Source organism: Halalkalibacillus sediminis (assembly GCF_002844535.1).
GTDB classification, from domain to species: Bacteria; Bacillota; Bacilli; order Bacillales; family Alkalibacillaceae; genus Halalkalibacillus_A; species Halalkalibacillus_A sediminis.
This window is the reverse complement of record NZ_PJNH01000001.1, coordinates 157,346-184,332: the sequence shown is the minus strand read 5'-3', so window position 1 is coordinate 184,332 and position 26,987 is coordinate 157,346. Positions and strand designations below refer to the sequence as shown.

Annotated in this window: 29 protein-coding genes and 1 other annotated feature; of the genes, 9 read left to right on the top strand and 20 right to left on the bottom strand. The window is 36.6% G+C overall.

Annotated elements, in window-relative coordinates:
• The first annotated feature begins 4 nt into the window (after positions 1-4).
• Positions 5-676: a DUF421 domain-containing protein gene (locus CEY16_RS00995; protein ID WP_101331098.1), complete on the top strand. Its 672-nt coding sequence runs from the start codon at positions 5-7 to the stop codon at positions 674-676.
• A gap of 103 nt (positions 677-779) precedes the next feature.
• Here the strand turns inward: CEY16_RS00995 and CEY16_RS00990 are convergent, their stop codons facing one another.
• From CEY16_RS00990 to CEY16_RS00975, 4 genes are all read right to left on the bottom strand, one after another.
• Positions 780-1,685 (bottom strand): MBL fold metallo-hydrolase, encoded by a 906-nt coding sequence (locus CEY16_RS00990; RefSeq protein WP_101330109.1) that lies wholly within the window; start codon positions 1,683-1,685, stop codon positions 780-782.
• 30 nt (positions 1,686-1,715) lie between these two features.
• Positions 1,716-2,018, bottom strand: coding sequence for a hypothetical protein (locus CEY16_RS00985; RefSeq protein WP_101330108.1), 303 nt, complete (start codon positions 2,016-2,018; stop codon positions 1,716-1,718).
• Positions 2,019-2,098: 80 nt separating this feature from the next.
• Positions 2,099-2,278: a hypothetical protein gene (locus CEY16_RS00980; RefSeq protein ID WP_101330107.1), complete on the bottom strand. Its 180-nt coding sequence runs from the start codon at positions 2,276-2,278 to the stop codon at positions 2,099-2,101.
• An 83-nt stretch (positions 2,279-2,361) separates the two neighbouring features.
• Positions 2,362-2,568 (bottom strand): hypothetical protein, encoded by a 207-nt coding sequence (locus tag CEY16_RS00975; protein ID WP_101330106.1) that lies wholly within the window; start codon positions 2,566-2,568, stop codon positions 2,362-2,364.
• 188 nt (positions 2,569-2,756) lie between these two features.
• Here CEY16_RS00975 and CEY16_RS00970 point away from each other — a divergent pair, with 188 nt between their 5' ends.
• Entirely contained in the window at positions 2,757-3,209 is a 453-nt protein-coding gene (locus tag CEY16_RS00970; protein WP_101330105.1) for a CotY/CotZ family spore coat protein, read from the top strand.
• 62 nt (positions 3,210-3,271) lie between these two features.
• Here the strand turns inward: CEY16_RS00970 and CEY16_RS00965 are convergent, their stop codons facing one another.
• From CEY16_RS00965 to mgtE, 3 genes are all read right to left on the bottom strand, one after another.
• Complete coding sequence (locus tag CEY16_RS00965; protein ID WP_101330104.1) at positions 3,272-3,640, bottom strand: CotO family spore coat protein; 369 nt, start codon at positions 3,638-3,640, stop codon at positions 3,272-3,274.
• A gap of 421 nt (positions 3,641-4,061) precedes the next feature.
• Complete coding sequence (gene fabI, locus CEY16_RS00960) at positions 4,062-4,838, bottom strand: enoyl-ACP reductase FabI (RefSeq protein WP_101330103.1); 777 nt, start codon at positions 4,836-4,838, stop codon at positions 4,062-4,064.
• Positions 4,839-4,995: 157 nt separating this feature from the next.
• The gene (gene mgtE, locus CEY16_RS00955) at positions 4,996-6,393 is read right to left on the bottom strand and encodes a magnesium transporter (RefSeq protein ID WP_420795500.1); all 1,398 of its coding nucleotides are present in this window, start codon (positions 6,391-6,393) and stop codon (positions 4,996-4,998) included.
• A 108-nt stretch (positions 6,394-6,501) separates the two neighbouring features.
• On the opposite strand from mgtE, the gene CEY16_RS00950 reads away from it, so the two are divergent.
• Complete coding sequence (locus CEY16_RS00950) at positions 6,502-7,683, top strand: FtsW/RodA/SpoVE family cell cycle protein (protein WP_101330101.1); 1,182 nt, start codon at positions 6,502-6,504, stop codon at positions 7,681-7,683.
• 48 nt (positions 7,684-7,731) lie between these two features.
• On the opposite strand, the gene CEY16_RS00945 is transcribed toward CEY16_RS00950, so the two are convergent.
• From CEY16_RS00945 to yjbM, 3 genes are read right to left on the bottom strand one after another with little or no spacing between them, the layout of a single operon-like run.
• A complete protein-coding gene (locus tag CEY16_RS00945) occupies positions 7,732-8,595 on the bottom strand; it encodes an RluA family pseudouridine synthase (protein WP_101330100.1) in 864 nt (287 codons plus the stop codon).
• Positions 8,596-8,597: 2 nt separating this feature from the next.
• Positions 8,598-9,410, bottom strand: a complete 813-nt coding sequence (locus CEY16_RS00940) for an NAD kinase (protein ID WP_101330099.1) — start codon at positions 9,408-9,410, stop codon at positions 8,598-8,600.
• A 31-nt stretch (positions 9,411-9,441) separates the two neighbouring features.
• Positions 9,442-10,056 carry a GTP diphosphokinase gene (yjbM, locus tag CEY16_RS00935; RefSeq protein WP_101330098.1) on the bottom strand — a complete coding sequence of 205 codons (615 nt, stop codon included), beginning with the start codon at positions 10,054-10,056 and terminating at the stop codon, positions 9,442-9,444.
• Between the two features lie 150 nt (positions 10,057-10,206).
• On the opposite strand from yjbM, the gene CEY16_RS00930 reads away from it, so the two are divergent.
• The 3 genes from CEY16_RS00930 to CEY16_RS00920 all read left to right on the top strand — a co-directional run bounded on the left by CEY16_RS00930 (position 10,207) and on the right by CEY16_RS00920 (position 12,206).
• Complete coding sequence (locus CEY16_RS00930) at positions 10,207-10,773, top strand: CYTH domain-containing protein (RefSeq protein WP_101330097.1); 567 nt, start codon at positions 10,207-10,209, stop codon at positions 10,771-10,773.
• Between the two features lie 112 nt (positions 10,774-10,885).
• Positions 10,886-11,272 carry a globin domain-containing protein gene (locus CEY16_RS00925; RefSeq protein ID WP_101330096.1) on the top strand — a complete coding sequence of 129 codons (387 nt, stop codon included), beginning with the start codon at positions 10,886-10,888 and terminating at the stop codon, positions 11,270-11,272.
• Positions 11,273-11,291: 19 nt separating this feature from the next.
• The gene (locus CEY16_RS00920) at positions 11,292-12,206 is read left to right on the top strand and encodes a ClpXP adapter SpxH family protein (RefSeq protein ID WP_274379924.1); all 915 of its coding nucleotides are present in this window, start codon (positions 11,292-11,294) and stop codon (positions 12,204-12,206) included.
• A 262-nt stretch (positions 12,207-12,468) separates the two neighbouring features.
• On the opposite strand, the gene pepF is transcribed toward CEY16_RS00920, so the two are convergent.
• From pepF to mecA, 4 genes are all read right to left on the bottom strand, one after another.
• Positions 12,469-14,277, bottom strand: a complete 1,809-nt coding sequence (pepF, locus tag CEY16_RS00915; protein ID WP_101330095.1) for an oligoendopeptidase F — start codon at positions 14,275-14,277, stop codon at positions 12,469-12,471.
• A gap of 96 nt (positions 14,278-14,373) precedes the next feature.
• Positions 14,374-15,519, bottom strand: a complete 1,146-nt coding sequence (locus CEY16_RS00910; RefSeq protein WP_101330094.1) for a competence protein CoiA — start codon at positions 15,517-15,519, stop codon at positions 14,374-14,376.
• A 25-nt stretch (positions 15,520-15,544) separates the two neighbouring features.
• On the bottom strand, positions 15,545-17,056 hold the full coding sequence (gene cls / locus CEY16_RS00905; protein ID WP_101330093.1) for a cardiolipin synthase: 1,512 nt from the start codon (positions 17,054-17,056) through the stop codon (positions 15,545-15,547).
• A gap of 324 nt (positions 17,057-17,380) precedes the next feature.
• Positions 17,381-18,085, bottom strand: a complete 705-nt coding sequence (gene mecA / locus CEY16_RS00900; RefSeq protein WP_101330092.1) for an adaptor protein MecA — start codon at positions 18,083-18,085, stop codon at positions 17,381-17,383.
• A gap of 308 nt (positions 18,086-18,393) precedes the next feature.
• Here mecA and CEY16_RS00895 point away from each other — a divergent pair, with 308 nt between their 5' ends.
• Complete coding sequence (locus tag CEY16_RS00895; RefSeq protein ID WP_101330091.1) at positions 18,394-19,065, top strand: TerC family protein; 672 nt, start codon at positions 18,394-18,396, stop codon at positions 19,063-19,065.
• A 100-nt stretch (positions 19,066-19,165) separates the two neighbouring features.
• Here CEY16_RS00895 and spxA read toward each other — a convergent pair whose 3' ends face one another.
• From spxA to CEY16_RS00880, 3 genes are all read right to left on the bottom strand, one after another.
• A complete protein-coding gene (spxA, locus tag CEY16_RS00890) occupies positions 19,166-19,561 on the bottom strand; it encodes a transcriptional regulator SpxA (protein WP_101330090.1) in 396 nt (131 codons plus the stop codon).
• 320 nt (positions 19,562-19,881) lie between these two features.
• Complete coding sequence (locus CEY16_RS00885; RefSeq protein ID WP_101330089.1) at positions 19,882-20,472, bottom strand: GNAT family N-acetyltransferase; 591 nt, start codon at positions 20,470-20,472, stop codon at positions 19,882-19,884.
• Positions 20,473-20,760: 288 nt separating this feature from the next.
• Positions 20,761-21,993, bottom strand: a complete 1,233-nt coding sequence (locus CEY16_RS00880; protein ID WP_101330088.1) for a putative glycoside hydrolase — start codon at positions 21,991-21,993, stop codon at positions 20,761-20,763.
• Positions 21,994-22,175: 182 nt separating this feature from the next.
• Positions 22,176-22,380 (top strand) — a binding site (T-box leader).
• Between the two features lie 59 nt (positions 22,381-22,439).
• On the opposite strand from CEY16_RS00880, the gene trpS reads away from it, so the two are divergent.
• On the top strand, positions 22,440-23,441 hold the full coding sequence (gene trpS, locus CEY16_RS00875; protein ID WP_101330087.1) for a tryptophan--tRNA ligase: 1,002 nt from the start codon (positions 22,440-22,442) through the stop codon (positions 23,439-23,441).
• A 42-nt stretch (positions 23,442-23,483) separates the two neighbouring features.
• On the opposite strand, the gene CEY16_RS00870 is transcribed toward trpS, so the two are convergent.
• Complete coding sequence (locus CEY16_RS00870) at positions 23,484-24,239, bottom strand: DUF3603 family protein (protein ID WP_101330086.1); 756 nt, start codon at positions 24,237-24,239, stop codon at positions 23,484-23,486.
• Between the two features lie 110 nt (positions 24,240-24,349).
• Positions 24,350-24,556 (bottom strand): YuzI family membrane protein, encoded by a 207-nt coding sequence (locus CEY16_RS00865; protein WP_101330085.1) that lies wholly within the window; start codon positions 24,554-24,556, stop codon positions 24,350-24,352.
• 139 nt (positions 24,557-24,695) lie between these two features.
• On the opposite strand from CEY16_RS00865, the gene CEY16_RS00860 reads away from it, so the two are divergent.
• Positions 24,696-25,676, top strand: coding sequence for an LCP family protein (locus CEY16_RS00860; protein ID WP_101330084.1), 981 nt, complete (start codon positions 24,696-24,698; stop codon positions 25,674-25,676).
• A 67-nt stretch (positions 25,677-25,743) separates the two neighbouring features.
• Here CEY16_RS00860 and fabF read toward each other — a convergent pair whose 3' ends face one another.
• Complete coding sequence (gene fabF, locus CEY16_RS00855; protein WP_101330083.1) at positions 25,744-26,985, bottom strand: beta-ketoacyl-ACP synthase II; 1,242 nt, start codon at positions 26,983-26,985, stop codon at positions 25,744-25,746.
• Positions 26,986-26,987 lie beyond the last annotated feature (2 nt).

The following is a 26,987-nucleotide window of genomic DNA, read 5'->3' as shown; positions in this document are numbered from 1 at the left end:
TCAAATGGATTTTATGAAAATCACAGTCGACTCATTAGTTGGTTTTTCAGCCCTATTCGTTTTAACTAAAGTACTAGGTAAGTCCCAAATCACTCAGATCAGCGCATTCGATTTTATAGCAGCACTCGTATTGGGGGAACTTGTAGGTAATGCATTGTTCGACCCCGAAGTTGGAATATCAATGATTTTATATGCTATTGCATTATGGGGGGTCTTGCTTTATGTGATTGAATGGTTGACTCAGAAATTCAGACGGACTCGGACCACCCTTGAGGGTAAGCCTTCGTTAGTCATTCGGCGCGGAAAAATACAGAAAGATGTTATGACAAAGTGTAAACTAGATATTAACCAGTTAATGCACTTATTAAGAGATAAAGACGTGTTCTCTTTAAAAGAAGTTGAATATGCTGTATTCGAAACGAATGGTGCAATCAGTGTGTTAAAAAAATTCAATTATCAATCACCTACGAATGAACAATTCAACCTCCCCCCTCAAACTACTAACCTTCCGATCACCATGATATCTGACGGGGAAATCATTTATGAAAACTTGAAGGAAGTTGAACTCACTGAAGAGGAAATCAAAGCAGAACTCGAAACCCAAGGACTTTTAGTAGAAGATGTAATGTACGCAGAGTGGGATAAAGAATCAGGAATGTTCGTGATGGGATATTAAAGAGGCTTACAAATACTTGAATTATTAACTCACCTCTATACTTCTGAAGTTCAGAAAAAGCAAAGTGAACCTAAATGAAACAAAAGAAAAGGAAGGTTAGCAATTAACCTTCCTCCTTTATATGAAACACCCAGCGGAATTGCTGGATGGAATGTACAATGTCCCCTCGATAAATCCAATAAGTGAGGTAGGACGTGACAGCAGTTCGAAAAAGCAAGAACATTGATAATTGATCTGCTTTAACCTTCCGTTTCACACACATCTCTCTAACTAACTCTTCATGAGAGATATTAGTTGAGGATGCTTGTACAATCTCATATATCATATGCAATAACTTCCTATGATATTCAATATTATATCGAACGGTTTCTTTGTAATTCTCTTCGTATTCTCCGTGACCAGGTACTGCTCCGTTAAAAGAATAATCGAGAAGTTTGTTTAAACTTTCAATGGTTTTTGTTGCACACGTAATATAGGGAATTTTATGTTTTTCGATTTCTTTTTTACCAAAGTAAGTATCTGCTGCAAATAGCACTCCATGAGTTGCAACACAGAGTTGATAATAACTGTGACCAGGAGTTGCTATTAACTCTAAATCAAAATTATCCTCCAGAAACCTACCTTCCTTCACCACCTCATCAACATCAATTGGCGGACCCTCTAGGAATTTATTTCTCAGTTCTTCAATTGGCTCATTACCTGAGAACATATAAATTGGTTCTAATATCGGATAATTCAAGATTGCACTTTCCATTTCAGGAGCAATTATTTTTACCCCATATTTCTTACGCAAATAAGAAGCCCCGCCATAATGGTCTGCATGGGCATGAGTAATGAATAAATGCGTAATTGGCAAATGGTGATCCTCTAACTGTCTCACCACTTTCCGTATAGCTGATTGATCGATTCCCGCATCAATTATTAAACCTTGATCCCCTTCATGTACATAACCAATATTGACAGAGCTTGAAAAATAATAGCAATGTTCATTAATCTGTTTCATGTCCATTCTAACGAAACTCCTTCAAAATTTGTCTTCTTAAATCATTTCGCTAAAATGTTCACCTTTTCCTGTTATTTTTGCTAACTGGGCATAATCTTTTTTAACAACTTCAGTTTGATCAGTGGTATATAATTCGTGTTTCAATTGACGGCGTTCTTGTTGTTTCCCATGTTCTTCTTTTCGAAGTTGATCATTCAATTTATACCGTCTATGATGAAGCATGCCTTTCAACTCAGTTCTGAACGTCCGCTCTAAAAATATAGAGGGCTTTTCGTTACCAATGGTTCGACGTTGATACTGGCTATATTGATTATGATCAATCGGTAGAATATAACCCATCAGAATCCGCCTCCTCTTATTTAACTAATACCCGTTTTGTTACTAACATATTCGTTCAAGAAGGAATTTTTTTGTACGTTTCACGAAGATTCGAACCATTTACCTAACTCCTCCATCCAATTACCTATCTTTTCAGCATCCGAATCCAACATTTTTTCCCAATCGTTGAATTTTTGTTCTTCTTTTTTAAATTGCTTTTCTGGGGGTTGAAACAGTTTGCCCCATTGCTCAAAAATCTGATAGAAATTTCCATCATACATCTTCTCCGCCCTCCCAGCATCTTTGAAAATAGTTTTACTAAATAAAAGGAACCCGTTTTACACGAGTTCCTGCTGATTTCTCCTTATATCCAATAAAATGGAGGTTTTCTATCGTTATCATCATCAGTTTCTTCGGCTACATCTTCTCTTTTATCGATATCTTCTATTGCTTCTTCTTCCATCTTTCTAGGTCCAAAAAAAGGATTTTCTCTACGCGGTTGTTCGAATATCACATTATCTGCCTTGATCACCAAGTCTTTTACATGTATTTCTTTTTTTGAATCAGACATATTTTCACTCCTTTAGTTAGCCATGATATCGATATTAGTATATTCATCCATTTTTAATCAGAATGGTCAAACGCCCTTTTTTCGAGAAAAACAATAATTGAAAAATATACTTTCCGCCCACACCGCCCAGATTCAAAAGCATAGTTTATTACTGTATGAAGGTCATTGGACCAGAAAGGGGATATTAAATGTCTTGTCGCGATGAGCATCGTAGTGAAAATTGTGTGTGTGATATTCTTAGACAAATTGTGGACGCTCAGAATGATATTGTTGCAGAAGATTGCGATATCAGCTGTAAGCAGTCGATTGAAGATTTGTTAGGAGACACTACTTCTCCAACAGGATTAGATACGGTACCTGTTCTACTTTATTGTAAATGTGATCCATTCAAAGGGTTCGCTGTTCAGAACAACCAACAGAGAACGGTGGTCGCAAGCTTTTATTTCCGAGTGAAAAAAGTTGATGATGATTGTTGTGCAACACTTGAACTTCTAAGAGACCCAAGTGATTCTCAACAAAATTATCACGACCCTACAAAGCAGAAAACTGCTAACTTAAGAGGGACCGGACTATGTATTACGGTGGATCTGAAATGTTTCTGTCACGTCACTTGTTTACCAGCAACAAGATCCATTTCATAAAAATAATCAATTAAAAACGCTGAACCAATCACTGGTCAGCGTTTTCTTTTGGGTAAAAATTTTTAAAAACTTAACAATCTAATATCTTTAACCGTTGAAACTAAAAGCTTTTCTTTCAAAAGTGTTTCTTGGTTCCTCATTACGATTACTTCCTGAGTTATTTCTTCAACAATTCCTCTATATGTTCCGTTCCCTGTTGATACTTCACATGTCAACTTAGGAATGATACTAGGCATATCTTTCAAGTAATTTAATTTCTCCTGTAAACTAAATTTTTGAAAGTTCGACCTATTGCCAGATTTCTTTTTCTTAGAATTGGATGAAACTTGATCCTCAGTTTTATAGTAGAAGGATTGAGCTGAAACGTTTGGTAAGTATTCTTTCTTCTGGGCGATATAAAGCACTGGAGGCTTCGTAAAGCGATCTGCCATGCGTGTTATCTCCTCTCATATAATCTGATGTATTATATGCGAAAGAATTGGGCGGAGTGAATCTCAGCTACGAAGTACTTGCCATTTGTCGGGTCTTTAAATAAGAATCGCAAAATTTTGGTCGGATGAAAACAATACATTTAAATAAAAGGTTCTGTTAAAGTCCATTGTTATTAATTGAGAAGAACGAAATTGAGTGCTACCTTGTTGATTCTGACAAAACGCGCCTGACGGTGACTCCTAGTCGGCTACAAACGGCCACGTCCTGTGGCCAAAGCCGACACTAGACCATCCAGGTCGTCAAAAAGCATCCGTCGGTAAGCGCTTCGTCAGAATCATCAACAAACTTTAACAGAGCCAAATAAAAAATCTCCGAACCCTCCTCTTTTGAGAAGAAGTTCGAAGATTTCAATTCAGATTTTTATCTACCCAGGATACTATATCCTGAATCTACATGAATGATTTCCCCAGTAATGCCTCGTGACAATCGACTCATCAAGAAATAAGCTGCATCGCCGACCTCTTCTTGAGTTACTGGTTTACGAAGTGGTGCTCTTTCTTCAATTTCTTTAAGAATTGAATTAAAGTCACCTACACCTTTAGCAGACAGTGTACGAATTGGCCCAGCTGAAATTGCGTTTACGCGGATTCCATGCTTTCCTAAGTCGTTTGCTAAATATTTTACAGTAGCATCCAAGCTCGCTTTGGCAACACCCATGACATTGTAGTTTTGAACGACGCGTTCTCCACCTAAGTAAGTCAAAGTCATGATGCTTCCGCCTTCAGTCATTAGGTCTTTCGCCGCTCGTGAAACTGCAGCTAAAGAAAATGCGCTGATATTCTGAGCTAATAAAAACCCATCTCTAGAAGTGTCTATGAATTCACCTTGCAGATCTTCTCTCTTCGCAAATGCGATGCAGTGTGCTAAACCATGAATAACCCCTACATCATTTTTAATATCAGCGAATGTCTTTTCAATTGCTTCATCATCGGTGACATCACATTCATAAAAATAGGAGTCATCCCTATCGAGTGAATCAGCTAGGTCTCTGACAGATTTTTCGAAACGTTCACTTGCATAAGTAAAAATCAATCGAGCTCCTGCATCATGTAAAGCTTGTGCAATTCCCCAAGCAATACTTCGCTTGTTAGCTACACCCATTACCACATAAGTCTTACCTTCTAATGAAAAGTTCATATTTATTGGCCTCCAAACAGGATATAATACTTTCTTATGATTTGTTATTAGTACCTAGTCCTATTTTATATAAAATATTGTATAATCGCAAGAACTGTTCACATCTTTATGCGAAAAAACCTCCCCATAATAATAATTCTTTGGGGAGGTCTTTACCTTATATCAATAAATCCATGAAAATAGTAGCCGTACCAAAATAAATGATGATCGAAATAATATCGTTGATGGTCGTTATAAACGGTCCACTCGCTACTGCTGGGTCAATATTCATTTTGTGCATCAATAAAGGAAGGAAAGAACCTGCTATTGTTGCCACGATTAAAGAACATAATATTGAGAATCCTACAATCATCCCAAGATAGACATGACCGAACCAAAGCATGACTACACCAGTTATAATAAGACCACAAGTTATTCCCGTAATGAGTCCAGTCAGAGTTTCCTTCTTCAGACGTTTTAATTTGCCCTCTTTTGAAATGTCTCCTGTTGCAATACCACGCACAGTCACGGCTAGCGCCTGAGTTCCAGTATTACCAGCCATCCCCGCAATTACTGGGATGAACACCGCAAGAATAGCTACTTGATCTAATGTATTTTCAAAACGACCAATCAAGCTGGCTGTCACCATCCCTAAGAACAATAAGATAATCAACCAAGGCAAACGTTTCTTAGCGGCATCGAATGGTGTTAGATCCGCACGGTCCATATCAGAAACAGCAGCAAGTTTTGAATAGTCATCACTTGCTTCTTCTTCCATGACATCCATAATGTCGTCAACAGTGATAATCCCTAAAATATGCTTTTTGAAGTCGACTACGGGTAATGCTAAAAAATCGTAGTCACGCATAATCTTAGCAATTACTTCTTGGTCTTCACCAACTGAAACATAGACTACTCTGTCACTCATAATATCACTGACTAGCCAATCCTCTTCTGAAATAATAAGGTCCCTAAGAGAAATAACTCCAACTAAATGTTTATCTTCATCTACGACGAACACATAATAAATCGTTTCAGCATCAGGAGCTTGTGTTCGGAGATGAACCATTGCTTCGCGGATTGTCATATTTTTATTCACAACAACAAATTCTGTTGTCATGATACTACCTGCAGTCTTCTCTTCATAATGAAGAAGATCTTTAATCTCATCGGCTTCTTCTTTATGCATAAGTGTCAAATAACTTGCAACCTGATCTTTTTCAAAGTTATTCATTATATCTACTGCATCATCTGTAGACATCTCAGCTAGTATGTGCGCAGCATAAGTTGGGTTCATTTCAATGATAAGAGGGGAAACATCTTCAAAATCAAAATGCTCAATAACCTCTGACATTTCTTGAGGAGAAAGGTAGGTATATATTTGTTGTCTTCTATCTTCAGTCACTTCATCAAAAATCGATGCCTGATCGTAAGGATGAAGCTCTAAAAATTCCGAACGGAACAAATCGATCTGCTCGTTCTCTAAGGCTACTAAAATTTTATCAAAAGCTTCGAGTTTTGGCTCTTCGTGATTCGGTTCCATAAAGACACCCTCTTCCCTCTTATTCCTTTCCATTATTGTATACACAAATATGTCTGTTCACAAACTTTTACCTATTTAATTTTGGTGTATTGTGGGGTATCATGAAGAATAGGAATATGAATGTTTTTAAGGAGTACTTCTATGAACAACGACAATATACAAAAGCCGAAGCTTGATTCATTTTTAATTACAGTTATGACAGCGTTAGTATTCATCGGCTGTTTCACATTATATACACTGGACGGTTACCTTCCCTCAAACTTACAGGGGAGCATGTTCTACTTAAAGCAAGGTGTCTGGTTCTTAATTGGCATAGTTGCTATTTTTATGCTGATGATATTGGATTTCGATAAGTATCGTAAAATGGCATGGCCATTGTACATATTAGGAATCGGCATGCTTGTAGGATTGTTTTTTCTGCCTTGGAGTTTGGAACTGAACGGGGCGTTGAGTTGGTACGTGATTGCTGGACAGACAGTTCAACCATCAGAATTCATGAAGCTATTTCTGGTAATTCTTTTGGCGCACGTAATCACTTCACATAATGAGAAATGGACGACAAAAAGTTTGAAATACGACCTTTTCTTACTGGGGAAAATTGTACTCTTAACTTTACCTCCCCTTTGCCTGATTTTTATTCAACCTGACCTAGGTTCAGCTCTTGTAATCGCTGCAATTGCAGGATTTCTTATTTTGATATCAGGAATCAGGTGGCGCGTATTAGCAATTATTGCAGGTATAACTTTGCTGGTCGGAATAGCGCTGACATATATCTACACTGCTTATAATGACCAAATTGTTACCCTGCTTGAGGAACAAGGCTTTGGACATTTTGTCCAAAGAATTGAAGCATGGCAAAATCCTCATTTATATCAAGACGGTTCATCAATGCAAGTAATTAAATCTATGCTTGCGATAGGATCAGGGCAATTATTTGGCAAAGGCATGATGTCTTTTGATGTCTATGTGCCTGAGAGACATTCTGATATGATATTCACTGCAATTGCCGAGCAATTTGGTTTTATTGGCTCAAGTGTGGTAATTGCACTGTACTTTCTATTAATATATAGAATCATCCAAATTGCGTTAGAGTGTAAGGATCCATTTGGAACCTATCTAAGCATCGGCGTAGTCGGGATGCTTTCTTACCAAATCTTTCAGAACATCGGAATGTCTATTCAATTGCTACCATTAACAGGTTTACCATTGCCTTTCTTAAGTCAGGGCGGAACGTCTTTACTAGTTTATATGGCAGCGATCGGACTAATTCTGAATGTTCGATCACGACAAAAGCAATATATGTTTGAACAAGAAGATGACTAAAAAATAGACTCACCGTCAAGTTACTGATTCAGTGATTTGAACGTGAGTCTATTTTTCTACTATATGTTTTATTTCTTTAGGGAGAGATGCATATCCCGAGATCCACTGCTTGTGATATGGATGAAAAAAACGAATTGAACGGCAGTGTAATGCCTGGCCCTTCAATAATTCTATCGGACCACCGTACAAATCATCTCCTATTAAAGGATAACCGATATGACTAAAATGAACTCGGATTTGGTGAGTTTTACCTGTCTCTAAATTTATTCTCACTAATGTGTAATCATTCTTTTCTTCAACCACTTCATAATGAGTCACCGCGCGTTTACCCTCTGTTGAAACCTTTCTCTCGATTATTGAAGGAAGATTACGAGCGATAGGTTCATCAATTGTTCCCCTCTTTTCTAGTCTAGTTCCTTGAACAATTGCTAGGTATAGTCGATCAACCTCTGAAATTTGCATCAAATGATGGGCCAATCGATGTTTCGCTACCAGTACCACTCCTGAAGTATATCGATCGAGTCGGTTAACAATGTGTATCGTATATGGTAAACCTTTTTGAAAGAAGTGATACATGAGCCCGTTTGCTAGGGTCCCACCCTCATCATTCATGTTAGGCGATACAGCCATCCCTCTAGGTTTATTGACTAAGAGGTAATGTTCATCTTCATAAATGATTGAAAGCTGCATTTTTTCGGGTTCAACATACTTAGACCCTGATTCATTTGGTAAATTAACTATAAGAAAATCTCCATAGGAAACACGCTGTCGGACATTTACCGGAGACCCATTCAGTAAGATTGCCCCATCATTCTTCACATCTTTCAACAATCGTTTAGAAAAAGCTCGTACGTGGAGTAAATAATCACGTACGAGCCATTTGTCATATGTTCTACTAATTTTCCATTGCATTATTAATCCAATTCCGTTCTTGAATCTGAAATAAATGAATCATGCACCCGTTTCCAGAATGGGAATGGTCTAAACCTCGCAAACCTTACTCGCTCTTTCGCAACACGACATTGAATCGAATGAACGTGATTAAATGACATTGATAAATGATCAATTGTAATTAAAAAGCTACGGTCATTTTTTGGTCTTAACATAGCAGTATGGTGTTTCGGTAAAATCAACGGAGACCCTACTGTACGGAAAACACGGTTGTTAATCGAAGCCATCTCAGTGATTTGAAAAGCCTCTAATGATGGGTGAATGATTGCACCGCCTAGAGCCTTATTGTATGCAGTGGAACCTGACGGAGTTGAGATGCACAAGCCATCTCCTCGGAAAGTCTCAAAGTGTTCACCTTTAATTTCGACATCCAACACTACCGAACCCTCTGCAGTTTTAACGGAGCTTTCATTCAAAGCAAGATAACGGTGTTCTTCGTCATAATCCTTCGGGCGAATCGTGATTTCAAGAAGTGGGTACTCCACGACTTGAAAAGGTGTTCGAGCAATTTCAATAATTAATTTCTCTAATTCATCCGGTATCCAGTCGGCATAGAACCCTAAATGGCCTGTATGAATTCCGATGAAAGCTGTTTGATCCAAACGGTGAACATATTTGTGGAACGCTTCTAATAATGTACCATCTCCACCTACAGATATGACTAGATCAGGCTCTTCTTCATCATAAGTAAGTTGAAATTCAGATAAGTAACTTTTGAACTTGGATTTGATTTCTTTGGAATCTTGATCTCCACGACATTGTACGGCGAATTTCATGAAAATAAACTCCTTTACCTGTCAGTATTATCTAGTCTTTTTTTCTTCTGAAAACCTGTTGAGCTTCACGTATTTCCTGTCTGATCTTAGACATCTCTTCATCCAAACGGAAGGCGGCTTCAGCAGCGTTTTTCAGTCTGTTTTGGATTTCTTCAGGCATCTTACCCGAATATTTGTAATTTAAAGAATGCTCATTAATTGCCCAAAAATTCATAGCCAAAGTCCTGATTTGAATTTCAGCCAGTAATTTCTTCTGTCCATAGATTGTTTCAACTGGGTATTCAATAATGATATGGTATGAACGATAACCACTATCTTTATTCTTATCGATGTAATCTTTTTCCTCAAGAATATTAAAATCACTACGTTCTCTTAACATTTTTGCAACGTCATAAATATCATCCACGAATGGGCAGACAACTCGAAGTCCAGCAATATCTTGAACTTCTTCTTCCATTTTATTCATATTTAGTTCGCGTCTTCTTGCCTTTTCAACAATACTTGTAATCGGCTTTACACGCCCTGTCACAAATTCAATGGGAGAATGGCGGGATTCGTAATCGAACTGCTTTCGCATACCCTTTAACTTGATTTTTAATTCATCTACTGCTTGAGCATATGGTGCTAAGAAAATGTCCCAATTCAAAGCCTACTCCCTCACTTTCTCTTGTTCGCTTACCATACACAACCATTGTATCATAATTTGTCCAAGGTCATAATCTTTGCTTACTAGTCAATAATCGTACATAATATTAATTAGTAGTAAAGATTCCCATATAGCCGTGAGGTGCTACAAATGCAAGAGTTAGAAATAGAATTCAAAAATTTACTTACAAAAGAAGAATATCAACATATAGCAGATGATCAATTCCAGAATCCTGATTCTCAAAAAAAACAGACGAACTATTATTTTGAAACAGATGACTTTTTTCTAAAAGAAAATAAGTGTGCTTTACGGATAAGAAAAAAGGACCACAAGTATGTAGCCACCTTGAAACAGCCTCGGGGCGATGGCTTACTCGAAACTCATGATCGACTGTCTGAAAAAGAAGCTGATTCATGGTTCAACAATCAAATTGTATTAAAAGAAAACATAAAAAAACAACTCTCAGAATTGAACGTTCCCATACATAAGATAAAATACAAAGGTGCTTTAGTCACCCACCGCTTAGAGAAACAAAAAGATGACTTCATTATAGTACTGGACCGTAGTGAGTATAGCGGAAAGGTAGATTACGAGTTAGAGATCGAAGCAAAAACATATGAAAGTGGATTGGACTTGTTCAACAGCTGGTTAAAGAGGTACCAAATACCTAAGAGAACAACTCAAAGTAAAATTCAGCGTTTCTTCATGTCGTTATAATATTCATATCGTTTGAATCGATCATAGACCGTTGCTACAATAATGAAAGTGCCAAAGAGATAACTAGAAAATAAACATAAACGTTCATATACGAGAAAGAAAGGATTTTATTATGGTTCATCAACAAGGTAATGTATTTGAAGCCATTGGGGGAGAAGAAGCAGTAGATCGCTTAGTAGAAGCATTCTATGCTAGAGTTGCTCAACATCCTGATTTAAAACCTATTTTCCCTGATGATCTAACTGAAACCGCAAGGAAACAAAAACAATTTTTAACACAATTTTTCGGAGGGCCACCTCTATATATTCAAGAACATGGACACCCCATGTTACGAGCTCGGCATAATCCATTTCCGATTACTCCAACTAGACGAGATGCATGGTTAGATTGTATGGCAGCTGCTTTGGATGAAGCCGAAATCGAGGAGCCTTATAAAAGCTCAATCTTCGAACGATTAACAATGACAGCTAATCATATGATGAACACACCAGAATCGTAATGGGAAAGGAGAAATCGATGTGTATAGAAAAACTTCTGAAGTCATGATCAATCTTGCATCGAACGATAATTCCCAAGTTAATTTTTGTAATCTATTAACTAAACCCGTAGAAATCTATGTATTTATCGATCCCTTATGTCCAGAATGCTGGTCATTAGAGCCTTATATAAGAAAACTAGCTATTGAATATGGATGTTATTTTAAACTACGTCCAATCGTTACAGGAAATATCGCAGACTTGAACTTCAAACCTTCTCGCAGAAAACAAAGATTAGCCAACTCTTGGGATAGGGTCGCCAACAGGACTGGTATGAGTTGCGACGGTGATTTGTGGTATGAAAACCCAATTCATTCGCCTTGGACTGCATTATTGGCAATTAAAGCTGCAGAGATGCAGGGGCAAAGACTTGGTTCAAGATTTTTAAGGAAATTACAAGAATATCTATTCCTGGATAAAAAGAATATTACAGATGTACCTGTGCTTATAGAAATTGCTGATAAAGTGAATTTGGATGTCGAAGAATTCAAGAAAGATATTTATTCAACTACCGCCGAGCGAGCATTACAATGTGACTTGAAATTGACTCGTGAGATGGAGGTTGAACAAGTCCCAACAATCGTCATGTTCAACCGCGAAGAAGATCAAGACGGTCTTAAAGTATCCGGTCTTCATAATTATGAAACGTATGAAAAAGCACTATTTGAAGTGATGGAAAGAGAAGCAAGGCCATCTATTAAACCTTGTTTGGAAGATTTTTTATCCCACTTTAATTTTGTGGCTTCAAAAGAGGTCGCTGTCGTCTTCGACTGGCCGATAGAGAAAGCAGAAAAAGAAATGAAAAAGTTACAGTTAGCTGGTAAAGTAGGAAAAGTTCCTGTTAAGTACGGGACTTTTTGGAAATACCATTCAAATGCAGTAAAATCACATTCATAAAAACAGTAAAGCTCCATACACATATTAGTAACGAGAGGTGGGATTGGTTATGATCAATTTCATTTGGTTGCTAATAGTGTTTGGGGCTTTTGTTTTAAATATTTTCGGTATGATGAACATTTTACCTCGGTATTTTACACTGCCATTGCTATTTCTTTCAATATTTTTATATATTTATTTCCTTACCCAAAAGAACTCCTATAAAAGTGTAAGTAATAGATAAGCCACTATCTGGATAAACAGACAGTGGCTTATTTTATGATTATTCGTTTAAAAGCTTTTCAAATTCATCTAATTTTTCTTCAAATACATCTAGTGCTCCAAGAATAGGATCCTTGGTGGTCATATCAACACCAGCTGTTTTCAATACATCAATAGGGTCAGCACTACTTCCTGCTTTCAAATAGTCTTTGAAACGTTCTACCGCAGGTTCACCTTCATCAAGGATTTTTGATGCAAGTGTTGTTGCTGCTGAATAGCCAGTAGCATATTGATACACATAATACCCCATGTAAAAGTGAGGAATTCTCGCCCACTCTAATCCAATTGCTTCATCCACATGTACATCTTCACCAAAGTATTTCTGATTCAGTTCATAGTAGATAGAAGTTAATTTATCAGCAGTTAGAGCTTCACCATCTTGGTCCTTCTGATGGATGATATGCTCAAATTCAGCAAACATCGTCTGACGATAAACAGTTGCTCTGAACCCTTCAAGGAAATTATTCAGGAGATAAAGCTTTTTCTTTTTATCATCAAGCGTTTTCAATAGATGGTCATTCAATAGATTTTCATTTGTCGTGGAAGCCACTTCAGCAACAAAAATTGAATAGTTTCCGTAACGTGGTTTTTGATATTCTCTCGTATAATAACTGTGAAGTGAATGGCCTAATTCATGGGCTAATGTGAACAAGTTATCGATATTATCCTGCCAATTCATCAAAATATATGGATTGGTTAGATAACCTCCAGAGGAGTAAGCTCCACTTCTCTTACCTTTGTTCTCAACCCAGTCAACCCAACGATCTTCATAACCTTGCTTGATGATATCCGTATATTCTTTCCCTAATGGAGCTAAACCTTCTACAACCATATCCTTAGCTTCATCAATAGTCACTTCAATTTTCTCATCAACTAAAGGAGTATAAATATCGTACATATGCAGTTCATCTACACCAAGCATCTCTTTTTTGAGTTTCATGAAACGATGTAATGCTGGTAGACGATCATGAACCGCTTCTACAAGATTATCATACACTTTTTCAGGAATGTGATTACGATCTAAAGCAGCATGTCTCGCTGACTCATAATTTTTTGCCTCAGCGAAGAAATTATCTTTCTTCACTTGACCACTTAATGTGGCCGAAAAAGTATTACGGTATTTTCCGAATGTATCGTACATCGCATCGAATGCTTCTTTACGTACACGACGGTCTTTTGAATCCAAGAAATCACGGAAACGTCCTTGAGAAAGCTGTACCTCATTTCCATCTTCATCTTTAATCGTAGGGAATTCCATATCAGCATTACTTAACATACCAAAAGCATTACCCGGTGCTGATGCCACTTCGGATGCTTTAGCTAATAACGCCTCTTCTCTTTCATTAAGGACATGAGGACGAGATTTCATAATATCTCTTAACGTTTTTTCATAGTGCTGAAGATCTTTGTTTTCAGCTAAGAATGCTTCGATTTCTTCATCCTTCATCGATAAAATTTCTGGAGTCACAAAGCTGAATGTACTCATCATTTGAGTCGCAAGACTTTGGGCACGTGCATTTTGATCTTGATACTTACTATTTGCTGTATCCTGATCATTGCGCATATGAGAATATACGAATAATTTCTCAATTCTTAAATGCAGTTCGTCTTCGATTTGAAAAACCTTTAGTAAGTTTTCCGCAGACTCTGCAATTTTCCCTTTATATTCAGCAATTTTGGGATACTCTTGTTTAAGTGACTCAAATTCTTTTTCCCACTCTTCATCAGTCGAAAAGATTTTTTCAAGGTCCCACGTTAGATTCTCAGGTACCTCTTCCCTTGTTTTCAGGCCAGTCGATTTTTCTGACACTTATGTAACCCCCTATAAAAAAATATATTTTTCTTACAATTCTATATTTTATATAAAATTCGAATCAAAGTAAAAGAATATCGTTCGGCAATTTTTTTAGTGATTTAAAAAAACACGATCTTCTTTCAAGGCTTCATCTAATGTTTTAGGAAAATAAATAGACTTCAACTTATAATAACTGCCATTAGAATACTTTAAATATTTCTTAATGACTAATAGATTCAAATAAGATGAAATTGGATGTTGTGTGGATTGGGGATAGACTGAAATGAAAGGTGCCTGTAAGGAGTCTGCTACGGTCTGTTTTGCTTGTTTAAAAGTAAACTTTGCCCCAACAGGTAAAGGATGGATAAGTTTGATGATAAGCTCAGTTTGCCACTCATAAGGTGGGTGCTTGAATAGATGACCATTCTTAATGGGTAAATTGATACATGAAGGTAAGTTTTGGGGGTGCAGGTGTATCTCGTAGAGTTTTTTAAGAAAATTGCATTCAACCTGTGATAATCTTTTTCGAGACTTTGTTCGAAAATGGTTTTTACTCTTTAAGATCGTGGACTGGACTTTCTTAATAGCAAGTTGATCTGTATCGAATAATTCTTTGAATTGAAGAGATGACAAATTTCGTCGTTTCATAGAAGCGAGGTAGTGTGTCTGAAAAGAGTGAATATCTGAAAGAGTGATCAATTGCTGATTCGAAGAGTCATAAAATAAAACATAAGAGGAATTTTTTACTGAAGAATAATAAGTGGCTATCCGTAATATAGGGTTTAATTTAAACTGATTTATTCCTGAGGGTTTCAAGTAATTGGAACCGAAAATCCAAATCGGGCGAATTCCAGCGCTTATCATACCTTCTGTTCTATCTCTGAACTCTTGTTGAGTTATAGGTGAGCACTGATATTCAATCGCGTAATATATTTCTTTAACCTTTGTAAGTACATCTACCCTTTGATTGATACTCGGAACAAAATACTCGATATAGCTGGGAAGCTGCTGAGAATTGAACCATTCATAAAAATGAGTCTTGCCTATTATATGTTCAGGTGTTTCACCTTTTCGGAACGCACAAGAAGATTGTGGATGATGAGAAAAGTGGGGTAGCTTGATCGGGCCAGCTTTAAGTAAAACTGGCTCCCGACAAGATGGGCACATAAGAGGGTGGTGACGGAGTGCTTCAAGTTCATCGCCAGAATACTCAAAAGCCACCACATCTTTACCATTAGAATCAATTGCCTTCAACAATAATTATCAACTCCTGGCAGATTCATTATAATATTGGGGACAACAAACGAAACAAGGATTCAATCATTCTTATGAAAATAGACCGTTCTTTAAATGTTGCAGGGTCTATCTCTTCAGCCACAGAAAAGTCTCTATTGAAATCTTCGACTAACTGATTCGTACTATCCGATCTGAACAAAAATGCGTTCACTTCAAAGTTTAAATGAAAACTTCTCATATCCATATTGGAAGTACCGATAGAAGCTAGTTCGTGATCGACTACTACAACCTTACTGTGCATAAATCCTTTCGGGTATTCAAATACTCTGATTCCTGCATCCATCAATTCCGGAAAATATGAGCGGGAAGCATGGAATACAATTCTTTTATCCGGATTTTTAGGCACAAGTAAGCGGACATCCACCCCACTCATACTTGCCACCTTCATAGCTGTTAAAATATCGTCATCAGGAATGAAATAAGGTGAAGCAATCCAAATCGTTTTCTTTGCAGATATAATCATTGAGAAATAGAGCTTTTTGATTGTTTCCCACTCATTATCTGGGCCACTAGCAATCAGCTGGACCCCACCGAGATGTTCTTCAGACACCATTTCTGGCGATAAGTATTGCTGTTTCAGTAGAAAATCTCCTGTTTCGTAATTCCAATCTTGCAAGAAAATAATTTGAAGACTTCGAACGGCTTCCCCACGTAAGTAGAGGTGAGTATCTCGCCAGTCACCAAAATTTTCATTCCTACCTAGATATTCATCTCCAATATTGAGTCCACCTACGAAACCATACTTGCCATCAATTACAACAATCTTACGGTGGTTTCTGAAGTTAATGCGATTTCCTACCAATGGCACTCGTACTGGCGCAAATGCCTGTAACTGAACTCCAGCATCGATAAGATCTGCCTTATATTTGCTGGATAAATTCCAACTACCTACAGCGTCATAAAGGAAGCGAACCTCTACGCCTGCTTTAGCTTTCTCGATTAATATATCCTTGAATTCTTGGCCCAATTCATCATCGCGAACTATATAATACTCTAAATGAATGTGATGTTCAGCTTTCTTTAATGCATCAAGAATAGCAGGGAATGTCTCATCCCCGTTCGTCAATACCTTTGATTCGGTATGGAAGGATATTGGAGAGTTCCCTAATCGATGAGCTAGACGGAACAACATCTTTTGATGATCTCCCATCTGATTAAGCTCTCTTTCTTCAATTTGACGCTCACCTTCTATTTTCATAAATGCTTCTTCGTCAGCCTCTTGCTTCTTTTCAAAACGCTTTTTCTTCTTGTAGTTTCTGCCGAACAATAAATAGAAAAAGAAACCTAGTACAGGAAACAAAGCAAAGACAAGAATCCAATTTATCGTTTGTGAAGGGTCACGGTTTTCAATAAAGATTAGGAAACCGATTAAAATCGCTGAAATTGTAATAAAAATGGAGAACGTCGTAATGATTCGACCTTCCCATAAGTTATAAGAAATATATGCTGCACCAATAAGTAGAATTAAAAATACAAGTACCTGGATCCATTTTAGCATGCTCGATTTCCTCTCTTTATATGCCTAGCTACTCTAAACATACTGAAATCTATTCAAAATTGCAATCACAGAGAAAATCGATTCATTCCTTCAATTCAACTTTTTCTTTGATATAAATTAATATTTGCGCAAATTTTGGAGTTTTTTCCTTTTTTACATACATAAAGTTATCTTAAAAAAAAATATTCAATAGCTTGTGAAACAATCACACTGATATAAACGTTAATGTGCTCTTTTTGACGAATAAATCATGATAAAAACGGAGATAAAAGAACACAATTGTCTTCAAAAAAAAAAAAACACTGACTTTTTGAGTCAGTGTTTTTAAGCAAATTTGCTTCTTACTTCTTTTAATGCTTCATCGGTAAAGATCGAGTTACCGTACTCCATTAAATAATGAACGGTAAATGATGACTCTTCACCAAACTCAAGAAGCTGGCTAATATAATCCTCTTGTTCGTCTTCGCTTAGATATCCCTCAGGGAATGATGCATACAGATAATAAATATCATCGTGTGCATATAAGCGATCGACCATAAATCTGGAATCCTTGACGGTATGACTTAGTGAAATTACATCTTCTAAATCATCGAACTGAATAACTAAGGATAAATCGCCTGTCTGCTTCGTCTTTTCCTTTTTAGACTTAGACTGGGAGCGACTTTTATTCTTCGTCTGTTTATGATTAGATAAATTATTATCAATCAGCGATTCAATTTTTTGGTCCATGTTTGTTTGGAAAGGTTGTTCTTCGTCATCAGAAACCTCTAGGTTCTTACCATCTTTAGATACCTGAGCTTTAGTAACAACAATCTCAAGACCTTTATCCAAAGCCTGTACTTGAATCCATAACGGACCATCTATATTGAATTCCTCTTGATCATTTACTTCATCCATCATTTCCCAGAAGAGTTGCTCACCTTTTTCGCGATTATACCAAATATCTTCTCGGTTAAAACCGCGATCCTCTATATCTGCATAGGAAATATAAAATTTTAACGTATTTTCATTTATGCGTTCTATTTCCATTTGTGTTCCTCTCCCTTCATTCGGTTATCGTTATATGGGAAGGACTAAACCCTAATGTATCTCTTACTATATTGTGTACCCGAAACTAAATTAGTTCAATCATTTCATATTTATTTCTTCTTATTCATATTTTATGAGTAATAGCGCTTAAACGAAATTCATTTTTGGAAAAATCCATGTTAGCCCTATATTTTGAAATTCTAGTATAATACATGTCTTTTATACGTACAAGCCATTTGCATGAATTATTTAGTAGTAAATTTTAACTTAGATTAACTTCTTTGTCACGTCATTTTTGGAGGTTTTTAATGGAAATTTTAATGGAGTTTAATTGGGATCTATGTAAAGCTATTCTGATCATTATTGGATTGGATTTAATATTAGGTGGGGACAATGCAATAGTAATTGCTATGGCAAGCCGAAAACTTCCAAAGAAATCACAAAATAAAGCGATATTTATCGGAACTTTTCTTGCGATTTTCATGCGTGTTATTTTAGCAAGCTTTGCTATCTTCCTCTTAACTATTCCTTATTTACAATTAGTCGGAGGTATTTTCTTATTATATATTGCAGTTAAGCTTCTAGAAGATCACGATGATGACCCAGAAATTCAATCCTCCACTACTCTTATTGGTGCAGTGAAGACAATTGTTATTGCAGACGTTGTGATGGGTTTCGATAATGTACTAGCTATTGCAGCCGTTTCTGACAAAAACATTTTCTTGATTATAATTGGACTAGCATTTTCTGTACCTATCATCATTTTTGGAAGTAAGATCATCCTCACTTTAATGAACAAATTCCCTCTTATCGTTTATTTGGGGGCATCTTTACTTGCATTCACTGCTGCAGACCTCATATTGAAAGAAGAAAAGATTAAACCATTTATTCATACTGGGGCAATCGAATGGGCTTTCCCACTCTTCTTAATCATTTTAGTATGCTTAAGTGGCGGAATAATGAGAAAGAGTGCAACCTAAAAAAAGGATTACACTGTTATAATTTTAAATTTATCACTATACTTTTTTACTCCACAAAAAAACGAACTAGCTTTAAAGCTAGTTCGTTCTATATCTAATATTAATTAACTAAACGCTGTGCTTCTTTCAACTGGAAAGAGCGGACTTTCCTTGGTAAAAAGCGACGGATCTCGTCCTCATTATAACCCACTTGTAGACGTTTATCATCGAGGATGATCGGGCGTCTCAATAACCCAGGATTTTGTTGGATTAAGTCAATTAAATCTTTAAGAGGCATCTGATCTAGACTAACATCAAGGGATTGAAAGACTTTGGAACGTGTTGAGATAATCTCATCTGTTCCATCTTCAGTCATCCGTAAGATTTCTTTAATTTCATCCACAGATAATGTGTCTGAAAAAATGTTTCGTTCAGTAAACGGGATTTCGTGTTCTTCTAACCACGCTCGCGCTTTCCTACAAGATGTACAGCTTGGTGATGTAAATAGTGTTACCATGCCATTCACTCTCCTTTAAAAGGCTCAGAGCTATTTTTCGATAACCCTTATTATTAAAAACAATTACTTGTTTAAAATTAATTTAATGTAACCTCTATGTTTATTATACATTAAAGTGTTATTGCTGAATAGGGGTGTAACATACTTGTAAATAAAAATTTGTTCATTTTTATGACCTTAATAGTATAGTTACCCTACTTCAAAACAATTAAACACTTTTTTGATAATTCTTACGAAAAAAATTCTTTTTATTAAGCTCATTTAGAAATATGTACAAATTAAAAAACTATCTCAATAGTACTTTGAGATAGTTTTCCTATTTAGATCTCTTTAGGTTTCTTCAGTTCTTTAAATAAATCAGACTCACGGTCTTTATCAATTTTCAATACTTCTTCGACTGGTTGATAACATTTTCCGTAAAACTCTTCGTCTTTGTACGTGTGGATCTGTTCATACATTTTCTTCATTTTTTCATAGATTTCTTCTTCAGTGGACTCTTCAGGTGTCCAATAAAGGATCTCCATTGTGTTTACTTCATCTGTTGCCAATGATTTTCTTGAATAACCGATTGATTGTGCATGTTTAAAGTCTTCTCTCTGATAAAATTTCAACCTTTTAGCAGTATCGGTATCTTCGTAATCCACTGGCTCTACTTCTAAGATGATTGGTTTACCTTTTTCTTTGAGTTTGTCGAGTATTCTGTGGCCGATACCTTGACCTCGAGCCTCATTGGATACATATACATAATCAATAAAGATGAATGTCTCAAATTCAGCATACATTAGTACGTGATATTTACCTTCGTCCTTGTGGTACACATCGCCTTTTTCTTTTAGCAGCATCTCCATGTGTTCTTGTGACTTCATTTCCTCCACAGGAAAGTACTTATTAAGCTTCTCATACCAATTCATTGATCTACTCCTTAAAAGTTTTTATTTCACTTATTTTGTTTCAAGTTCCTATAATTATTTACTATATGCCAGTTTTTGTGGCTCATGACACTAAATAACCGAACAAAAATAATTATAACGAACAATGGAGTATCTGTTAAACTTCGAATTTTAGTATATATTGGTATATGAAACGTTTTAGACATACATACTCTTTATATCACTATTTTCCCTTTTATATGCATCAATAAACTCAAAAATTCAAAAAAACTCTCGAGATTTAACTCGAGAGTTTCTTTTTCTCATTATTTAATTACTCGGGTCATAGTCTACACCTTCTGTATACCTGTTCACTGGGTTCCAAAGAAGGTATTCATAAATTCCGTTATCATATAATGCGTCAATCTGAGCCTGGACTTCATTTTTTCCATAAGTGAATGTTTGGCCAGCAGGATAAAGCCAAGGTGCTGAAAAGTCTTGCAGCCAAGGTCGTGATGTTGGTCCATCTTCTAGTTGGCTTAACACTTCGTTTTCTACTTTAGAGTATTCATCCACCAGTCTATAAGGTTCTTTGTCTGGCATATCTATTCCAAAATAAGGTGTCCAATGACTTGGGTAGATCATTGAGGAGATTACATCAACATTATTTGAAATTTTCAGGAAGTTCTGCCCAATCCCAGGGGCTTCTTCAAGTGTTGCCGAATAACCGAAGATATCCACTGAGACATCGATATCATATGGTTCTAATTCATTTCTAGCATATTCAACGAAATCAGTAACTGCTTTAACACGTTCTTTAGCATTGTTTAAGTCCGCATCATCATATTCACCACGACTATATTCCAGTTCCTCATCGCGATGCTCGAATCCTTCAGGGAACCTGACATAGTCGAACTGGATCTCCTGAAAACCTAGCTCTGCAGCATGTTTAGCGATTTCTACGTTATAATCCCATACTTCTTTTACGAACGGGTTGACGAATGCTTCTCCTCTACCGTTCTTCCATACTTCGCCATTCTTTGTAAATGACCATTCAGGGCGTTCATGTGCAAGACTTGTATCTTTGAACACAACTACTCTTGCTATAGGATAGATCTGTTCTTCTTCTAATCTTTCAATCATTCCACGAGGATCCTTAATAACATTTTTTGAAATATCATGGTATAAGGAGTTTTCGTCCATTTTATACATGATATTCCCATTATCCTCTTTCACATCGATTACCATTGCGTTCAATTCTGTTTCATTCACATATCCGATCATATCGTCGAACCTTGATCCACCAGCTGTGTGTCCAGTGAGATAGATTCCTCTGACGGCTTCTGGATATTCAAATGACACTCCTGAGTCATAGACAAACCTAGGGACAGGATCTGGCAATTCAATCTGTTGAATATTGGTTTCAAACTCAGAATGAAAATTAACTGTGAATTTTTCTTCCTTTGATTCTTCTTCATCCGCAAAAACCGGATTGATTACCACAAACAAACTAATTAACAATAATCCCAACAGTGAACTAAATATGTATTTTCTATCTGACATTTATGTCTATCCCCCAGTTGTTTAATAATATCTATAATCTATTATAATAGATTACAAGTAAAAATAGGATAGTATTTATTAACTTTTTTCAAAAAATGTCAAGAGTCCTATTTTGAATTTAGGTCTTGACTAGTTGCATCGATTGTAATTATTTCATATAATGAATTCATTAATCGAATACTTGAAAAGCAATGAGAGAGTTGAAGTACATTAGACGACTTCTTTTCAGAGAGCCTGGATGGTGGAAACAGGTAAGAATGTCTAATTGGAATTTGGGACTCTTAAGCTGAGCAATTTCCGTCTGGCAAACGTTACATATGCTAATCGAGTGATTTCTTTCTTGAAAGAAATAATTCAGGGTGGTACCGCGGTCCATTCGTCCCTGTGCAAGGGATGAGTGGGCTTTTTTTGTATTTATATGCATTATATTGAAGGGAGTAAATTTTATGACTAAAAGACTATTTTCTGGTATTCAACCATCAGGGACTTTAACGATTGGAAATTACTTAGGAGCAATGAAGCAATTTCCAGAATTACAGGAAGAATACGAAAGCTACTTATGTATCGTAGACTATCATGCAATTACGGTTCCTCAGGATCGTTTGAAGTTACGTGAACAAATACGTTCGTTGGCAGCTTTCTATTTAGCTTGTGGAGTCGATCCAAAAAAATCAACACTATTTATTCAATCTGAAGTAAGTGCTCATGCTGAACTGGCTTGGATGTTACAGTGTGTAGCCTCAATCGGTGAACTGGAGAGAATGACACAGTTCAAAGATAAATCCACTGGAAAAGAGTCTGTTACAGCTGGTTTATTGACCTATCCACCGTTAATGGCAGCGGATATTTTATTATACGGCACAGAAGTAGTTCCAGTAGGTGATGATCAGAAACAACATCTTGAGTTGACTAGAAACGTTGCTGAGAGGTTCAATAAGCGTTACAACGACATTTTCACAATTCCAGATATCCGTGTCCAGGAAGTGGGAGCGAGGATCATGTCGCTACAAAACCCTGAGAAGAAAATGAGCAAATCTGATGACAACCAAAAAGCGACGATATTCATGCTTGATGAGCCTAAAAAAATTGAAAAGAAAATAAAAAGTGCTGTGACTGATTCTGAAGGGATTATTGAATACAACAAAGAAGAAAAACCAGGTATTACGAATTTGATTAATATCTATTCCGGATTTTCTGGCTTAACTGTAAATGAAATTGTAAGTCAATATGAAGGAAAAGGTTATGGAGTATTCAAACAGGATCTTGCTGATTTAGTTGTTGAAAAATTAAAACCTATCCAAGATCGTTATTTTGAATTATACGAATCTGAAGAACTAGATGATATTTTAGATGAAGGCGCTGAAAAAGCAGATGCTGTTGCATCTAAAACACTTCGCAAAGCGAAGAAGGCTATGGGAATCGGTCGTGTTCATCTTAAAAGAAGATAAAGGATACAGTGAAAGAAAAAATGAGTTGACCTATGCGTCAACTCATTTTTTAATCATATTCTTTGTATGATGTTCCATTTCCCAGAGTCGTTCGAAAAATGGTTGACCCTTAGCCATCTTGTAGCATATATCTTCATGACGTTGGCCCCACCCCAATTTTATCTCTTCAATCAGGATTTGAAACCCTTCTTTAAAGCTCATCTGTTGTATGTGTTCATACGCTTCCGGTTTCCATTCAGTCAACCAATACCTTAATTCATCTATTCTTTGATTTTGCTCAAGTTGATCCAACATAAGCATCATCAAATGCTTAAGGTGCCTTTCTTTCCGAGTAAGACCCACCATAAATACTGGCTGCAAAGATAATAAATGATGTTTTTTCTTTTGTTTACGTAAGGGTAAAGAGAATGAGGTAGGAGTCTTTCCTTTAACTAAGTCTAAAACTAACCTTTCTTGACGTGGGACAAGCCGACTCTTTCTGACAGGTATTTCATAACCCAATGTATCAATTACTAATGTATGTTCCCCATCTGTCATTACAAAGGAATAGTCGAGAGGAACACGTTTATGATTCTTTTTCAAATAAGCTCTTTGATAAACAGAATCAAGAAGCCGCTTAGGAATTTCTTGCATATCATTCTCTATGTAATCGAATAAATTAGGCTTTATATGAGCAACTGGAACTTGGTCTAAAAGTTCGATGGAATCCGTTTTACGCCACTCATGAAAATGACACACATTATATCCATTCTCTTCTCCCTCGAACCAATTCACCCAGATATCATGAACATACATCATCGTAACCCCTCACTTTATCATAATCTTCCATTTAAGCTCATTATGACCAAGAACATCATTTTTATACTTATATGAAATCGCTTTGTAAATGGTGCAATTTTAAATTTACTTTATGAATTAAAAGGATTTTTATACATCGCGATGAGCATGAGAATCATACCAATCGGGAGCATGTAACACTCTGGCCTTTTATAGATGAAATGAAAGAAATCGATATAACTCATTCCAGCAGGGACGAAAGTTGAATAACCTATAATTGATACTCCACCCACGCACGAAAAACCGAATCCAATAAAAAAGAAAGTCAACTGCCACATCATGAAACCTCCCTGCTTGTACAAGCGTCTAATATAAATATATGTACAAGCTTGGATAATAATTATAGTTAATGGGTTTACTTATCAAGGGATTCGTTGTAAATTTTAAGTTAGTGGTTTTATAAAGAGAGGTCTAGTTATGGAGAATAATCGAACAAAGAGAAGAAAAAGACAGCGTAGAAGGAAAAGAAAACTCTTTATTTCTTCTATCTTAGTTGTATTTTTCAGTATTATCATTTTTGGGATTTACGAATACTGGGATGGAAAAAATCAAGCTGAAGAAGATATTGAGAAGTACCAAGATACAGAGCAAAGTGAGGACTTCGAAAATAACTTTCAAGGCAATGAGCCTACTGATGAAAAAACGAATGTTTTGATTCTTGGGTCTGACCAGGATCAGCATGGTATATCTAGAACTGATACAATTATGATCGGTCAATATAACACGAATGAAAATTCTGCTAAGTTAGTATCAATCATGCGCGATACGTATGTAGATATTCCAGGTGAAGGCTACAATAAAATTAATGCAGCATATGCTATTGGTGGACCTGAACTACTACGTAAGACAATCGAAGAAAATTTTGGTATAGAAATTAACTATTATTCCATTGTCAATTTCCGTGGATTTGAACAGATTGTTGATACGATAGCTCCAGATGGAGTAGAAATTGATATTGAGAAAAGGATGTATTATGAGACTAAGGATGTAACGATTGATTTATATCCTGGCGAACAAAAGTTGGATGGTGAACAGCTACTTGATTATGCTCGTTTCCGAGCAGATAAAGACAATGATTTCGGGAGAGTTGCAAGACAACAACATGTAATGTCTCTCCTTAAAGAAGAGATGACCTCCTTTACAGGTGTGATTAATCTACCTCGAGCTGTTGGTACACTGCAACCATATATTGATACCAATATGGAAACTAGCAAGATTATATCATTAGCTGGAGACTATTTTATGGATACTCCTGATCAAATTGAAACGTTAAGAATTCCTATAGAGCCCTATGGTGAATCTTATTGGAATGAAAATCATTCGCATGCTGGTGCCGTGTTAGAAATAGACGAACAATTGAACCGAGAAGCTTTACAAGAGTTTCTAGATGCTGAATAAAAAAACGCTTTAGTCGATTTTGACTAAAGCGTTTTTTAAAACTTATATAACGTAAAGAACCATTATCCTATTCTTCGAATTTCTTGAATACTAACGAAGCATTGTGGCCTCCGAAGCCTAAGGAGTTACTCATAGCTACATTTGTTTCTTTTTTACGATGCTCATTCACGACATAATCCAAATCACATGCTTCATCTGGAGTCTCGTAATTGGTAGTTGGTGGCAAAATTCCATCTTCAATCGCCTTGATGGTAATTATCGCCTCAATACCACCTGCAGCACCTAATAAGTGGCCTGTCATAGATTTAGTCGAGCTCATTGCAAGCTTATAAGCATGATCTTTAAATACTGATTTAACTGCTTCTGTTTCAAACATATCATTATACTCTGTACTTGTACCATGTGCATTAATGTAAGTGATATCTTCAGGGCTCAGTTCCGAGTCATCAATAGCTTGTTGCATCGCACGGGCTGCCCCTTCTCCTTCCGGTGCTGGAGCGGTGATATGGTGAGCATCCCCTGTAGAGCCATAACCAACAATTTCTGCGTAAATATGAGCTCCACGTTTTTGAGCTGATTCTAGTGATTCTAGGATAACAACCCCAGCTCCTTCGCCCATCACGAAGCCATCACGATTTTTATCAAATGGACGACTAGCTTTCTCTGCATCTTCATTCTTGGACAATGCTCCTGCAGATGTGAAACCTGCGAAAGACATTGAATTAAGTGGAGCTTCAGTTCCACCTGTGATCATTATGTCTGCATCTCCTCGCTCAATCACTTTAAAAGCATCCCCGATTGAGTTGGTACCGGAAGCACATGCAGTTACTGTACATGAATTAATACCCTTTGCACCAAACATGATCGAAACTTGTCCAGATGCCATATCAGGAATAAGCATTGGAATAAAGAATGGGCTGACCCTACGGTGACCTTTTTTCAAAAATTTATGAAATTGCTCCTCGTATGTGGTCATTCCACCAATTCCGGACCCAATCCAAACACCTGTACGTGGCGCGAGATTTTCATCAATATTTAATTTAGCATCTTCGATTGCCATTTTGGATGCGGCAACCGCATATTGAGTAAACGGATCCATTTTACGTGCATCTTTCTTTTCCATATATAATGAAGCATCAAAGTCTTTAATTTCTCCAGCGATTTTCGTAGGAAATTCATCTTTATTAACTTTAGTCAGTTCACTTATACCGCTCTTACCTGCGACGATATTATTCCACATTTCATCAAGTTCATTACCTACTGGTGATATAACTCCCATTCCAGTGACAACTACTCGTCTTTTTGTCATGA